This window comes from Bacillus sp. 1A (assembly GCF_052682215.1).
In genome coordinates, this window is record NZ_JBQYLZ010000001.1 from 5,597,526 (window position 1) to 5,612,012 (window position 14,487).

General features: G+C 32.6%; 15 protein-coding genes and 2 pseudogenes. 7 read left to right on the forward strand and 10 right to left on the reverse strand.

Going from position 1 to position 14,487, the window contains the following annotated elements; genetic code table 11:
- Positions 1-124: 124 nt before the first annotated feature.
- Both dhaS and dhaQ read left to right on the forward strand, forming a co-directional pair.
- Positions 125-691: a dihydroxyacetone kinase transcriptional activator DhaS gene (dhaS, locus tag ACUN0F_RS28680; protein WP_088121466.1), complete on the forward strand. Its 567-nt coding sequence runs from the start codon at positions 125-127 to the stop codon at positions 689-691.
- A 19-nt stretch (positions 692-710) separates the two neighbouring features.
- Positions 711-1,709, forward strand: a complete 999-nt coding sequence (gene dhaQ, locus ACUN0F_RS28685; protein ID WP_445540571.1) for a DhaKLM operon coactivator DhaQ — start codon at positions 711-713, stop codon at positions 1,707-1,709.
- A gap of 115 nt (positions 1,710-1,824) precedes the next feature.
- Here dhaQ and ACUN0F_RS28690 read toward each other — a convergent pair whose 3' ends face one another.
- The 4 genes and pseudogenes from ACUN0F_RS28690 to ACUN0F_RS28705 form a co-directional block, all read right to left on the reverse strand.
- Positions 1,825-2,478: a DUF2306 domain-containing protein gene (locus ACUN0F_RS28690; RefSeq protein ID WP_445540572.1), complete on the reverse strand. Its 654-nt coding sequence runs from the start codon at positions 2,476-2,478 to the stop codon at positions 1,825-1,827.
- A 148-nt stretch (positions 2,479-2,626) separates the two neighbouring features.
- Positions 2,627-3,262: a hypothetical protein gene (locus ACUN0F_RS28695; RefSeq protein WP_445540573.1), complete on the reverse strand. Its 636-nt coding sequence runs from the start codon at positions 3,260-3,262 to the stop codon at positions 2,627-2,629.
- A gap of 144 nt (positions 3,263-3,406) precedes the next feature.
- Positions 3,407-4,054, reverse strand: a complete 648-nt coding sequence (locus tag ACUN0F_RS28700; protein ID WP_445540574.1) for a VanZ family protein — start codon at positions 4,052-4,054, stop codon at positions 3,407-3,409.
- Between the two features lie 258 nt (positions 4,055-4,312).
- Positions 4,313-4,465 (reverse strand): annotated as a pseudogene (locus ACUN0F_RS28705) (vancomycin resistance histidine kinase VanS); the annotation flags it as partial.
- A gap of 243 nt (positions 4,466-4,708) precedes the next feature.
- Between ACUN0F_RS28705 and ACUN0F_RS28710 the strand changes: the two are divergent.
- Positions 4,709-5,299 (forward strand): TetR/AcrR family transcriptional regulator, encoded by a 591-nt coding sequence (locus ACUN0F_RS28710; RefSeq protein ID WP_137052673.1) that lies wholly within the window; start codon positions 4,709-4,711, stop codon positions 5,297-5,299.
- 169 nt (positions 5,300-5,468) lie between these two features.
- On the opposite strand, the gene ACUN0F_RS28715 is transcribed toward ACUN0F_RS28710, so the two are convergent.
- The 4 genes from ACUN0F_RS28715 to ACUN0F_RS28730 form a co-directional block, all read right to left on the reverse strand.
- Positions 5,469-7,355: an ABC transporter permease gene (locus ACUN0F_RS28715; RefSeq protein WP_445540575.1), complete on the reverse strand. Its 1,887-nt coding sequence runs from the start codon at positions 7,353-7,355 to the stop codon at positions 5,469-5,471.
- Positions 7,356-7,371: 16 nt separating this feature from the next.
- Positions 7,372-8,133: an ABC transporter ATP-binding protein gene (locus ACUN0F_RS28720; RefSeq protein WP_445540576.1), complete on the reverse strand. Its 762-nt coding sequence runs from the start codon at positions 8,131-8,133 to the stop codon at positions 7,372-7,374.
- Positions 8,134-8,188: 55 nt separating this feature from the next.
- Complete coding sequence (locus tag ACUN0F_RS28725) at positions 8,189-9,229, reverse strand: DUF418 domain-containing protein (RefSeq protein ID WP_445540577.1); 1,041 nt, start codon at positions 9,227-9,229, stop codon at positions 8,189-8,191.
- Positions 9,230-9,326: 97 nt separating this feature from the next.
- Positions 9,327-9,695, reverse strand: a complete 369-nt coding sequence (locus tag ACUN0F_RS28730; RefSeq protein ID WP_445540578.1) for a YxeA family protein — start codon at positions 9,693-9,695, stop codon at positions 9,327-9,329.
- 747 nt (positions 9,696-10,442) lie between these two features.
- Here ACUN0F_RS28730 and ACUN0F_RS28735 point away from each other — a divergent pair.
- The 4 genes and pseudogenes from ACUN0F_RS28735 to ACUN0F_RS28750 form a co-directional block, all read left to right on the forward strand.
- Positions 10,443-10,538, forward strand: a pseudogene (locus tag ACUN0F_RS28735) (aminoglycoside phosphotransferase family protein); the annotation flags it as partial.
- A 269-nt stretch (positions 10,539-10,807) separates the two neighbouring features.
- Positions 10,808-11,119 (forward strand): ArsR/SmtB family transcription factor, encoded by a 312-nt coding sequence (locus ACUN0F_RS28740; RefSeq protein WP_064473110.1) that lies wholly within the window; start codon positions 10,808-10,810, stop codon positions 11,117-11,119.
- Positions 11,120-11,406: 287 nt separating this feature from the next.
- Positions 11,407-12,582 (forward strand): MFS transporter, encoded by a 1,176-nt coding sequence (locus ACUN0F_RS28745; RefSeq protein ID WP_264462909.1) that lies wholly within the window; start codon positions 11,407-11,409, stop codon positions 12,580-12,582.
- A 746-nt stretch (positions 12,583-13,328) separates the two neighbouring features.
- The gene (locus ACUN0F_RS28750; RefSeq protein ID WP_075310385.1) at positions 13,329-13,433 is read left to right on the forward strand and encodes a YjcZ family sporulation protein; all 105 of its coding nucleotides are present in this window, start codon (positions 13,329-13,331) and stop codon (positions 13,431-13,433) included.
- 120 nt (positions 13,434-13,553) lie between these two features.
- Here ACUN0F_RS28750 and ACUN0F_RS28755 read toward each other — a convergent pair whose 3' ends face one another.
- Together ACUN0F_RS28755 and pssA are read right to left on the reverse strand one after the other, a co-directional pair.
- Entirely contained in the window at positions 13,554-13,925 is a 372-nt protein-coding gene (locus ACUN0F_RS28755) for an ATP synthase subunit I (protein ID WP_264462910.1), read from the reverse strand.
- A 22-nt stretch (positions 13,926-13,947) separates the two neighbouring features.
- On the reverse strand, positions 13,948-14,481 hold the full coding sequence (pssA, locus tag ACUN0F_RS28760) for a CDP-diacylglycerol--serine O-phosphatidyltransferase (protein WP_445540853.1): 534 nt from the start codon (positions 14,479-14,481) through the stop codon (positions 13,948-13,950).
- Positions 14,482-14,487: the final 6 nt, after the last annotated feature.

Sequence of the window (14,487 nt, forward strand, 5' to 3'; positions counted from 1 at the left end):
TTACTATCCATGTTAAAATGAAAGCGTTTTATAGTAAACGGACAAAATGGACAATCTGTCTAAAGACACCGCTCTCATTTATGGGTAGGATTTTCATATTACTAACATTCTAGGGATGATTGAGATGACCTCTTCTATAATTTCTAAAAAGATAATCGCGAATTCATTGAAGTATTTAATGGAAACAGAGTCGTTTCATAAAATATCAGTGAGCGATATTATGTTACACTGTCAAATGCGTAGGCAAACTTTTTATTATCATTTTAAAGATAAATTTGAACTATTAAGCTGGATTTATAGAGAAGAAACGAAAGAGAACATTATCGACTTTCTCGACTATGAAACGTGGGAAAACATTTTCGATTTATTATTTGATTACTTTTATGAAAATCAAAAATTTTACCGAAATGCTTTTAAAGTCATTGAGCAAAACTCGTTTAATCACTATTTATTTGAGCATACGAAAAACTTATATATGAAGATTATTGATGAATTATCTGTGAGCTGTGGATTCAGCCTTTCTGATGAGACAAAAAATACGATTGCCTCCTTTTATAGTCACGGCTTCGTTGGAACGATAAAAGATTGGATTGAAAGCAAATGCGAAGTAGATCCTTCCATTATGTCTTCTCTCATGAAAAATATGATAAACAATCAATTACTACGATTACTGGAACAATCAGCAAAGTAATTAAAGGGTGGCAAAAGCAATGAAAAAGATTATGAATGATGTAGAAAATGTTGTTCAAGATATGATGCATGGCTTTTATTTTGAACATAACGAAAAAGTAAATTACGATGAAACAAATAACATCATTTATGTAAAAGATATAGAAAAACTGAAGCAAAACGTTGTTATCATAAGCGGCGGTGGTAGCGGACATGAACCTGCTGATATTGGTTATGTAGGAAAAGGTATGCTTACGGCGGCAGTAAACGGCAGTATTTTCACTCCGCCTACAGTGGAACAAATTATTGCAGCAACTCGCCTCATGCCAAAAAATAAGAATATTTTATTCATCATCAAAAACTTTAAAGATGACGTAGCAAATTTTCTAGCAGCAGAACAAATCACAAAAGAAGAAGGAAGACACATTGACCACATCATCGTAAATGACGACGTTTCAATTGAAGATGATGCTTCGTTTAATAAAAGAAGACGTGGCGTCGCTGGTACTGTTTTCGTTCAAAAAATACTCGGTGCGGCCGCTCTTGCAGGTCACTCTTTAGATGAACTCACAGCACTCGGCCGTTCTATCACCGAAAACTTACACACATTGGGAGTCGCCCTTTCACCTGCAAACGATCCAGTGAAAGGAAAAGCTTCATTCACATTAAACGACGATGAAGTGTTTTACGGCGTCGGCATTCATGGTGAAAAAGGTTACCGTAAAGAAGCACTATCCTCTTCTGAAATATTAGCGATCGAACTGATGAACAAACTAAAAAGTATTTACCGCTGGAGAAAAGGTGACAACTTTGCTATTCTCATTAATGGATTAGGCGCAACGCCGTTAATGGAACAATACATTTTCGCAAATGACATTCGCCGTTTATGTGAGCTTGAAGGATTACATGTGAAGTTCGTAAAAGTTGGTACCCTTCTAACTTCTTTAGATATGAAAGGTGTTTCGCTCAGTTTGCTTAAGGTGGAGGATTTGGATTGGGTGAAGTGGTTGAAGGAAAATACGGAAACTGCTAGTTGGTAATATAAATAAAAATAGGATGACTTCAATTGGCCATCCTATTTTTGTACGTAATTCACCTATTAAAAAAAATTCAATTACTGAAGAATTCTGCCTTCAATATTACAACAAATTTACATTAAAAATGTAAATCCTCATTTCCTTCGTATTTTCCTTTATTAAGTCTTTTTCTTATGAATAATTCTGCAACAATTAAATTGGGTACCCACGCTAACCAAGCAATAATAGCGTAACTAAGTTCAAACCGCTCTATTCCAAATAGAACGATAAACAACGGTAGCCAAATTCTTAATGTAACTGCTCCAAAGGTTAAAGAATAATTTCTAATCATCCAATTCCGATGGTCTTTAATTTTTTTATTCTTAACTCTATTTAACGCTTGATATGCTGATGTTAGCCAAAATACGGATAACAAACCGAAACCTAGCTTCGCTACCAATCCTCCCGTAGCATAAAAGGATAAGTATAGTCCAGAAACGCCTCCTAATAATATACCAACCATATAGATTCTCCCAACTATTCGATGACGGTTGATATTCCTTTCTCTAAATTTAGTCGATAATGTAAAAGGACCAATTACTAATGCTACTATACTAGTTGTAATATGTATAAATAACATCATATACCAGAATTCACTTAATTTAGATCCAAACATAAGCTTCGCTTTTACAAGTCCTGTTTGAAATCCATCCATAATAAAATATTGGACAACAACATAACCAGATACTAAAAGAGCAAAAAAAGTAAATACAAACCAAATTTTCCTGTTCAAATTTTACTGCCTCCTTATTACATTAAGGAATTAGATTATACATTACTGTTCATTCTAGAGAAAAATAGAAAAGCCTTCTTCATACATAAAAACCCTCAAGTATATCGTTCTATACTTGAGGATTTACTCATCTATTCCTTCTCATCTCTCATTTTCTTAAATCAATAGTTAACTCATCTGTAATCTGCTCAAGATGGAAAAATCTTTTTATATAATGGATATGTGACCATTTCTCTTCTCCACCAATAATAAATAATTCTTGCGCATCATACATAAATGAAAAGCTTGGATAGAAACTGTCAGCCTTTATTTCAATCTCACCAGTACGATTACTGATAATCTTACAGTCTGCTGAATAGCTTAATAGCGTATAGAGAGAATCTTGTGCTGATTGGAGGAAATACTTCATAAGTGTCGTTATATCATCACTATTGGTAATGCACACTTTAAAAAAGTTCGTATCCTTTTTCTTATTAGTAAAAACTAGCTCAAAATGAAGTTTATTCTCTTCTAAAAATCCTTCAATAAAGTCTCCACATAAATAAGTTTCAAATAACATATACATAGGTAATTTGTTATGTGTACCCATAAATCCTTTAATGATTTCTTCGAATCCTGTATGCTGATTCCAATTCGTTCCCACTCCTATCATAATAGGGTGATTTAAATAGATAGGATAAGGTGATAACCCTTCATTTTTTAACATATACTCTCGTTTTCCATCTGTATGAAGAGCTGGTTTAGACTCTTTTAGTAAGTATTGAGATAATTGAACATGTAACACATTTACACCTACCTATCATGTAATACATAAAATGGATCTATTAAATTAGAAAAACAGAATGATCCATTCAAATTTTACCGTGTTTGAGCCTGGAGAACTAGAATCATTTTATAAACGAGGATATCTCACAAGGACAAAATCACCTCACTGAATGATTACAGGCCTTCCAAATAAAACTGGATAATAAATTAACATCGCACCTACAAATGAACATACTAAACAAAAAACAGCTTCATATTTTATAACTAAAGAAGAGTTCGTATCCAGCTTTTTTCCCTCTCTTTTAAATATCATTTTAAATAAAGCTCTATATAATCTATATAATAAATACCCAATAATCGCCCCGAGGGTATTCGTAAATAAATCATCAATATCTGTAATTCTATTATTTAGTAATTGATTTAACTCAATTGCCAATGAAAAAAAGAATCCCGTACATACGGTGTTTTTCATTTTTCTAAACTGTGGCCAAATAGTCGGTAATAAAAAACCGAACGGCATAAACAGTACAATGTTCAAAAGATACGTAGTACTACCTGCCGTATCAAATAGAGTCAAGTTAATTTGACTGACACGAATCCACTTTTCATATCTACTTATATCCCATATAGTCGCGATCTGAGTCACCTTATACACTAGCGAAAGGTAGAACAGAAAAACATATACCCATAAAAAATGCCGAATAGATATATTTCCTTTCACTTTAGAATACAATCCAATTTGAAACACCACACAAAACATAATAGTAAAAAAATAAGTATACAAATAACTCATCAAAACTTCTGTATGCATGTAGAATCCCCTAACTTTACATTTTCATCTATTATTTTAGAACATAGTTTAAGAACTAGTACTTTGTTCATATATTTAATCTTCTACTTTGTCTTCGGATATCGGGAATATATTAAAAATAAAAAATCCCCACTCCTTCATTTTCAGTCTCCTCCTTGATGTAACTTGTTTATAGGATAGGAAAAACTTTTAAAATAAAAAGTGGGGTAAATATAAAATTTTTCTTAAATTTTATGTTAGTTTTTATTATTACTCTTCTTAGGAATCCGCCAGTAGTAATCGAATTTCTAATATCGTGGGTATTAAATCCCTTTCGGCAGTAATTGTCCCATTATATTGTTCTACAATATTCTTCACAATAAATAAATCAAAACCTATACTATTTTTTTGATACCTTCGTGCTTTGTCACTGATATAAAAGAGATTAATCCACAATCTATTTACAAAAAAATTGTGGCTACTTTAAGTGGAATCTAATACTTTCCTGTTCATCATTTTTAAAAACAAACATAGAAAAAATACAAATTCATCAATATTTTTGACTCAAGCTGTCAAAACTTATATAAAAGAAGTAGTAAACTTATAACTCTACTATTTGTAAAACGATATGATATGGAAATTTAATATGTTTTTTATTTTTGGGGGATATTCATTATGACTAAGGTTGATTTAATAAAAGAAAAGATTATCGATACATCCTTATATTTGTTTAATACAAAAGGCATAACTCATACATCTATCCAAGATATAATGACTGCTACTGATTTGCCTAAAGGAGCGATTTATCGTAGATTCAAAAACAAAGAAGAGATTGTACTTGCTTCCTTTAAAAGAGGCGGGGAAATTATGTGGCAACATTTTTATAAAGCAATGGAAAACAAAGAGCATACAATCGATAAGATCATTGCACTTTTTCTTGTATACAAAGATGCAGCCAATAACCCACCAATCCCTGGCGGATGTCCTTTACTTAATACTGCCGTTGAAAGTAGAGGTCTATTCCCAGAGTTGCAAAGCGCTGCTAAAAAAGGATTTGATGATACAGTAGTATTACTGGAGTCTGTTTTAAAAGAAGGAATTGAAAAACAGGAATTCACAGACGAAATGGACACTTTATCACTTGCCTCTTTTCTTTCATCATCAATGGAGGGAGCTATTATGGCTAGTCAAGTATGTAATGATAATATTCATCACCATTATTTTATTGAGCAAGTAAAACATCTGCTTACTTCTTATTCTAAATAATGCTTTTACCTCATCTAAAACATTGCTCAAAAAAGTCTCTACCCTTCGAAGAAATTACCCCGCCCATTTGATCACTCTATTTTTCCAATGGGCGGGGCTTTTATTTTTATATTCTTTCTTAATTGTGTTTACAATAATAGTTATGAATAGGTCATAGTAAAGGGCAATCTTAATCCTTTTGAGGCAGTACAATCCTCTTATATAATTGAACAGTCAGCATATAATAAGCCCCATAAATAATTATAAAAATAGAAATTGGCATCCATATGTTTAAATAAGGATTAACAACGTAAGCGGAAAAAATATTCATCCCAACAAATACATGAGTAATACCGACAATTGCAGGGAATACAAAGACAAAGAATAATTCTTTATAGATTGACTTTGTTAATAATTCACGGCGAACTCCAATTTTACGAAGCATTTGATAACGCGCCACATCGCTCGAAGCACCTGATAATATTTTAAACATGAGACAACTTGCCATCATTGTTAGGAAAGCAATCCCTAGGAAAAACGCCATAAACAATATTCCGTTTACAAAACCTGAATATATTGTGTAGAGATGGTATTTTGTTGATTCTAATAATACTGATTTTGCATTCTTTACTTCCTTTTCTAACTCAGTAATTAAATCTTTATACTTCACTAGTTGCAAATCATTAATTTCTTTCCATTCCTTCATATATTTCATGTAATCATCTGATTTCCCAATAAACGTTACATTCTCTGATTTTGCTATGTCCTCATACATTTTTTGATCAACAATTTTAATAGGATGCTTCAAATGAAAAGCTACGTAATAAGGCACGATTACCTCAAAGCTCTTTTTCCATTTTGGAGACATTTCTTTCATAGCGTCTCCATCTTTTATATCTCCCCCTAATAGAGAATTTAAAGGTAGTTCTTCTGTATTACGTATTAGCTTTTTTTGTCTATCCGCATCATTTTCTATTAATAAAGGATCCTTTTCTAAATCTTCCTTAACGAAATAAACGAACTTCTCATCTACTTTATAGCGATATTCTCTTGTTTCTGTAAATTTAATATCACTTAATATTTTCTTTTCCTCAGCTGTTGGATTATGAATAGTAACATCATAATGGGTAAATTTATCTAATTGGAATGGAATATTATTTTTAAAAGCCATCCCTCCAGATATTGCTCCAGCACCTAATGCTACTAGCATTGTAATCGTAGCTAAGACTTTCGTTAGATTACTAATCCGATAGTTTAATTGAGCAAATGTAAAAGCGTTAATTCCTTTTTCATTAAACTTCTTATTAGATTTAATCATTTTTACGATAAGCGGTAATACAGCTCCAAATAACATATACGTTCCTAATGTTACAGTGATTAAAGATATGACTATCCCGCTAACCTGTAATCTCCACATATTAATCATTGCAAAATACCCAACTGCTAATAAAATCAAGGCAAATACTGCACGTACTGCCGTTTTTATTCCCCCTACCTTTACTTGATCCGTTTTTGCATTTCCATGCACTAGTTGTAATACCGAAGTATTTGATAATTTAAAGCTATTGATAACCGCATTGATAAAAAAGATAGTTAAGAAAAATGTACAAGTTGCTTTTAATGCTGGTAGATGCAACGCATTATATCCAACTGCATCAAATGCGAGTTGTGTCATAAGCAATTTGCCGGTCGTATGTGAGAGAACGATTCCAACTAATCCGCCAATTACAAGAGATACAACTCCTAATGCCATCGTCTCCATAAACATAAGGGTTACAACTTTATCTCGTGTCGCCCCTAACATCATGTACATTCCAAATTCCCTTTGACGTAGAGAAAATAGAAATGAATTAGCATATAGAATATAGAAAAATGTCACAGTCCCAACTAAAAATGAGCCTGCTTTAAATATAAATAAAATCGCACCGATTGAATTATTTTCTTTCAAAAACACTTCATTAGTTCCTAATGTTTGGAACATATAAAAAATAGAAATGGCTATAATTAATCCCATCAGCAAGATGCCATAATCTTTCTTCTTGCTTTGGATAGCCCCAATAGCTAATTTGAATAACATCATTGAACTTCCTCTCTTATATTTGTTTCGTATCCATGTTTGCCATAGCATTTAAAATTTCTTTATAAAATGTTTCACGATCACTCGTACAATGTAATTCTTTATATAACCCTCCGTCTTTAATAAATAAAATCCGTTCACAATAGCTCGCACTATAAGGATCATGAGTAACCATCATAATAGATACATTTTGCTTTCTATTTAGGTTTTTCATCGCCTTAAGTAAACTTTTCGCATTTTTGGAATCGAGTGCTCCTGTTGGCTCATCCCCTAAAATAATTGCTGGCTCGTGTACAAGCGCACGTGCTGCAGCAGTACGCTGTTTTTGTCCTCCTGAAACTTCCGCAGGATATTTTGGAAGAATTGATGAAATATCTAACATTTCCGCTACTTTCTCTACCTTTGGTTTGATATTTCGTGATGGAACACCTTGAAGTGATAAGGGAAGAGCAATATTCTCATACACAGATAAGTTCTCCAACAGATTAAAATCTTGGAATATAAATCCTAATTTTTGAGAACGAAAATCAGAAAGCTCATCCTGCTTCATTTTTGTAATATCCGTACCTGCAATTTCAATTACACCATCTGTCGCCTTATCTAATGTCGAAATTACATTTAGCAAAATTGTTTTCCCCGAACCAGACGGACCCATAATTCCAATAAACTCACCTTCTCTTACCGAGAATGAAACATTCTTTAAAGCATGGGATTGATTTGCATCTTTTTTTCCATACGTTTTTTTCACATTTTCAACTTTTACAACTGTTCTATTCACTTAAACCCCTCCAGGTATTTAATTTCATCAAAATACTCTACTAATTTTAAAGTGATTATGCTTTTCTCTTTCCATATGTCATAGTTCGCCACATTTTCTCTAGTGGACCCATTTTAAAGAATTTAAACCAAATCGAAGTATATATAATTTGGATCGTAAAAATAAGTAACGCTATCCAAACTGTTTGTGTAGGTGTTACAAATTCAATATTTGCAAATGAAAATATTACTTTGGCAATGATGCTTTGTGCTACATAATTTGTAAGGGCCATTCTTCCTACAGAAGCAACCGGTGTAAACAACGTAGCAACTGTTTTATTTTCTAATAATAAAAACATCGTACTTAAATATAAAACAACCGTTGGGATACTGCTTAGTTTAATAATCAGGGATAATTGATCACTGTTTGCACTAGATGCTAGCCAAATCCAGACAGCACCACCAATGACTAACGGTAACATCGCCAATTGAATTTTCATAATTTGTTTTTTAAATTCCCAAATTCTTCGTATCCACCCTGCTTTAGATACCCCAAAGCCAGCTAAGAACATCAAGAAAATTAAAGTCGAATCTGTTGATATAAATTTTGCGACTGAAGTAACCAGCTTGTAATCAATATTTACAATTTGTATCACGATTGAAAGTAGATAAGCGCCAGAAATCCCCCCTAGCCACTTAGCTATTGTAGATAAACTTGCATTATAAAACGGGATTAGTAAGAAACCGATACATGCATAAACAGGTAAAATACTCCCCCAAAATATAAGGCTATGAAAAATACCTATAATGAAAAGTGATCCTAAACGTCTAGCAAATCTCCTTTTAGGGTTATCGCCACGCTTCTCAACATTTGAAGCAAAAATATAAAATCCTACTCCAAATAAAAATGAGAAAATTGAAAAGAACTTCTTCGTAATTATTACATCAATTAATATACGAATTGTTTCATCTATACCACCATAATTCGTGGGTGCTGAAGATCCTTCAACTACTAATTGAAATGCTGGTATGTTAATAAATAAAATACCTAACAATGCGAATCCACGAATAATATCAAGTGATACAATTCTAGTTTTTGAATCTATTATTGAATTCATGATTTCCTCCTCAAATGAAATTATCGGCCGAATGAACCGGACGGTTCGGTCTATTTTTGTTAAGATTAATGGCATATTCTCGCTAGCTTATAACACTTTATAAAACAACATCTAGTTTTTCTAAGATTACTTTGTCAATCTTGGTTTTATCGACTTTTTCTTTCTTAGAAATAATGCCTCTTCTATCTTCCCAATGTATAATATAATATTGATTTTTCTCAAAAACATCATTTGATGCAATTCGAAGCTTTCTTTCTTTTCCTTCTTTATCGTACCCTGTCACGTTATAAACTTTGTTTGTGCTCATTTCACCACTACTTAATCTGTCTCTTTCAACTATAGGATCGGCTATCATCTTCACGTAATACTCTTTCGTTGAATAATATCCATTGCTGGAGGTAAGATAATAAAAAGCACCACCACAAATTACTACTAAAACCATAAACGTACTAAAAAGCCATTTCATATAAAAATACTTCTCCTTTTGTATTAATTTAAACATCTATCATTAAGATATAGCGAAAATTAATATATTCATTTTAGAAAACAGCATCACATAGTAATTAGCACAATAAAAAAGTTTTCATTTCATGAAGTGTTATAATCTCCTACGGAAAGTTAATTTTCCACATTACACATCTCTCCTTTATAAATATTCTTCAAAAAAGGGCCATTATATAGTGATGAATGCCGTTAGTATATTGCAAAAATAACAATGTGAACAATTGAAATAGATTACATTACAATTACAATATTGTAAGATAAATCTCCTTGCATTTTCCTCTCTAAACCGCTACCACCCCTGAAATTTATCACAATAAAAACATAAAAAATCAGCATCTATATTTTTAGAAATACAGACAAAAACATTTTTTACTATAATTTCTTTTATACTCGTTGTAAGAAAATGAGGTGGCGAGTTCACAAATAAAGTACCAATTTCTAGTGTGTAAATAATACTACTCCCTATTTCATTCCGAATAATTAAACGTGATCATTGAACTTCATGTATGAAATACAGCCGAAGAAGGATGTGAACAGTGAAATTTTAAGATTCGATGTTTTTGAAAATGAAAAGCCTTCTAGCGAAATGAAGTGCACCCCCAAAAAAGGGACATTTAATAGATTAAGATTTCCAAAAATAATGAATATATATGTTATATTGTTAGACGTACTGAAAAAGATAAACGGTACAGAAATGGGGGTTTTTCTAATGAATATGTTGCAACAAGTAATAGATAAATTTAAGTTGAATGTGTTAGCAGTCGAGAACGTTCCTGAGTCTTTTAGTTCGACTGTATATAAAATCATGTGAATCGTTTGTTCAGTTAAACATGAAATTAAGAAATATATGACGTACTATAATCACTCTTGCTATCAATAGAATTTAAAGAAGATGACTCCTGTTTACATACCGAAATCATCTTTTTTAGGTTGCCTAACTTTTTTTAGAACGTCCTTTACAAAAGGTACAGATCAAGAGCACCTCATTCCTATTTAAGGGGATTAACTATACCTTCTCCCCTTAAAATTACTAAAACCCATTTACAAATCTATAAAAGTAGATATAATATCCTTATGGAACCTTTATTAATTTATAAAGCATTGTCAAATGAAACAAGATGTCAAATTTTATCATGGTTGAAAAATCCAGAAAACCATTTCGATGAAAAACCTTATCTAGAACAAGACCTTAACTTTCAAGTTGGAGTATGTGTAGGAGATATCCAGCTTAAAACTGGCTTAGCCCAATCGGTTATTTCTAGTTATTTATTAACTATGAAAAAAGCAGGATTACTAGAGTCTGACCGAATTGGAAAATGGACCTACTATCGTCGAAATGAAAAAACAATACGAGAGTTTTCTGAATACGTCCAAAACAAATTATAAAATGAAAGCTAATAATCAATCAGCATACTAATTGATTATTAGCTTTCACACATTCTGCTTTTTTACAGGTATCCAATGACTTTTGTATAAATTGCACTGCCTATAAAAGCAAGAAACATCGAAAGGAGAAATTTTTTTGGCATATTATATCTAGTTATTTAGATATCTGTTATTGTATTTCGAATTACATACTCCTGATAATATTGGCATCCAATCATGCTTATAATAATGCTTCTTTGTTAATGAATTTATTTTCAAAATACTGATACGAATGGAGAGTTTTATAAATGAAAAAAGTAAATCCTTTACTTATTCTGACACTCGCAATAGGTGTGTTCGGAATTATTACTACCGAGATGGGTATTGTCGGCGTATTACCACAAATCACTGAAAAATTCGGAATTTCAACTACACAAGCTGGATTTTTAGTAAGTATATTTGCACTAGTTGTTGCTATTTCTGGTCCATTTTTAATTCTGCTCGTCTCTAGTATTAATCGCAAAATAATTTTATTAACAGCAATCTTCATATTTGTTATTTCAAATTTAATCTACGCTTATACAACGCAATTTGAAATCATGCTTATTTTTCGTATTTTACCGGCAGCGCTTCATCCACTCTTCTTTTCAATCGCTCTTGTAACAGCTGCTAAACTTGTCCCTCCAGAAAAGAGCGGTCAAGCAGTTACAAAAGTTTTCATGGGAATTACTGTTGGCTTTGCTTTAGGTGTACCACTAACCTCTTACCTTGCAGACCAATTTTCACTCGAAATGGCTTTCTTATTCGGAGCATTCGTTAACACTGTTGCATTCATTGGAATACTACTCCTACTTCCTTCTATGCCTGTTAAAGAAAAAATGTCTTTCGGCAAACAAATTCGTATACTTGGCAAACCAGGATTATGGTTAAATATTTTAACCGTCACATTCCTTTTTGCAGCCATGTTTTCCGTATACAGCTACTTCGCTGAGTACCTTGCAAAAGTAACTTCCATGAATGGATCACTCATTAGTATCATGCTATTCATATTTGGTATAGTTATGATTTTAGGTAATCATTTATTTGGTGGTCTTCTGCAAAAAAGCATAATAAACACTGTAATATCATTCCCTATTCTATATTCTATAGTTTACATATTGGTTTATTATTTAGGTTCCTACCTTGTTCCAATGATTTTTGTAGTATTCATTTGGGGAATCGTACATGCTGGTGGATTAATTGTTGGTCAAACATGGTTAATAAGTGAAGCTAAAGAAGCACCCGAATTTGGTAACAGTCTATTCGTTTCGTTCTCAAATCTCGGAATTACTTTAGGAACCACTATTGGAGGCTGGTTCATTTCAAACTTAGGTATTCACCAGCTTATTTGGAGCGGATTTATATTCACACTACTCTCATTTCTATTAATTATAATAAAACTAAAATTTTTCAATTCTAATAGCCAGGCTTCATTATCAAGCTAGTACATTGTCAGTTCCAAATTCGATAAAAAACATTATAAATTCTTCTTATACGATTTTATTAACTAAAAAGTATAATGCTCAAAGCCTTTAGCCATAATTACGACTAAAGGCTTTTTTGTATATAAAAATAATTCTAAAAGGAGCTAATTTTATAGAACATAATCAAAATGGAGTACTTGCTTTAATTGTTTTGTTTTTAGGATTAGTGTTTTTTGTTAGTGGAATGCTTTATCATTTATGGGGTTCTTTTTAATGGTATGATTGTAATCACTCATAAAGTGAAACTTTAATCAGTGGGGGTTTTCTTCATCCCCCACTGATTATTAGTTGAACCAATCGGACTTTTATGGGCAGCCCGACCCCCACCTAAATTCTTTGCTTTCGCTAAATTTTGAGGTGGGGGTCTTACTGCCCATTAAAGCGGGATAAAAAACCTCAAGTATATCGTTCCTTTATTAATTTCAACGTTTAGACAGATACATCATTCCAAAACTAAAACGTGTACTGTAATTATCAATATGGCATATTTCCAAAAACAACTTAACATGGTAAAATAATATTCGGACGGGAGTCCAATATTATTAAAATTAAGATGGTTCAAGTCGGAGAAAGGCACCTTAGGGTGTCTTTTCTTTATTTTCAAAAGGACCTGCTCAATTATTGTGTAAAAAACATAAAGTAAGTTGAATCCATTAAAATACATGAGTGACCCCTTGTTTTCCCCTCTTATTAAAGGAGGAACTATTATGGGATTTGGTGGTAGTTGTAGTAGTAATTGTGGCGGCGGCTTTGCTTTACTAGTTGTATTGTTTATTTTATTAATCATTGTTGGAGCTTCTTGCTTCTGCTAAAAAACTATTGGAAAAGACACTCTTATGGGTATCTTTTCTTTGTAATAAAAAGCTCTCTATAAAGGAAAGTTTTTAGGCTTTTACATTCAAATCATCCAAATTAGTTATTTACACAGCACTTTATTCCTTCGCATCCCTCATACTATAATAACCCAAATTAATAATAATTAAGAAATACCCACCCATAATTCCAACAGCAAATGTCCACATGTACTCACGGTGTTCAATTTCATACATAATAATCGCACCTAGTATGGCGGCTGCAAACCGATTCATCATGCCAAGCATTGGTGCTTTTTCTTTTTTTACGATGCTATTTCCGAACTTTTCGATACGCCTTCCTAAAATCCAGGCGCAGTACATACTTACTAAAAGGCCAATGCTTATCCCTACAAACTGGGCTCGAAAAGGTGTCATCAGCCATCCCAATAACATCACGCCTAGCAAACAATATATTTGTATGTTGAATGATCTTAATGCCATACGAATCATGTTATTCTCCTTATCTTTCCTATTAATCCCATCTTTCGGACTTCAAGTTTTCCGATATATCCTTTTTAAAATGGGGGAATTTGATTTTGCTCACCATTAAATAAGCGAGTACGCATGTGCCAAATGCCACGGAAACTGGGTTATTTAGGAGGCATAAAATAAGAAGACACATTGCCGCAAATGGAATGGGCATTCCGATGAATGTTGGGAGTTTGCTTTGTTGTGTATTAAATCTAGCAAGCCGCAGCATTCCGCAAATACTATAAACAAGCGCACATAGCATCCCGATAGACTGCAAATCTTTTAACGAGGCACTATATGCAAGAATAGACGGTGCCACACCAAAGGTTACTAAATCCGCAAATGAATCTAGTTCTCCGCCCATTTCCGAAACAGAATCTAGTTTCCGAGCAACCATACCATCAAACAGATCCAATACCATACCTGTAATAATGAACATAACTGCACCATACATATCGTGAACGAAAACAGCGTGAATAGCCAAAAGCCCACACACAAAGTTTGCTATCGTAATCATATTTGGTATGTAACTCATCACATG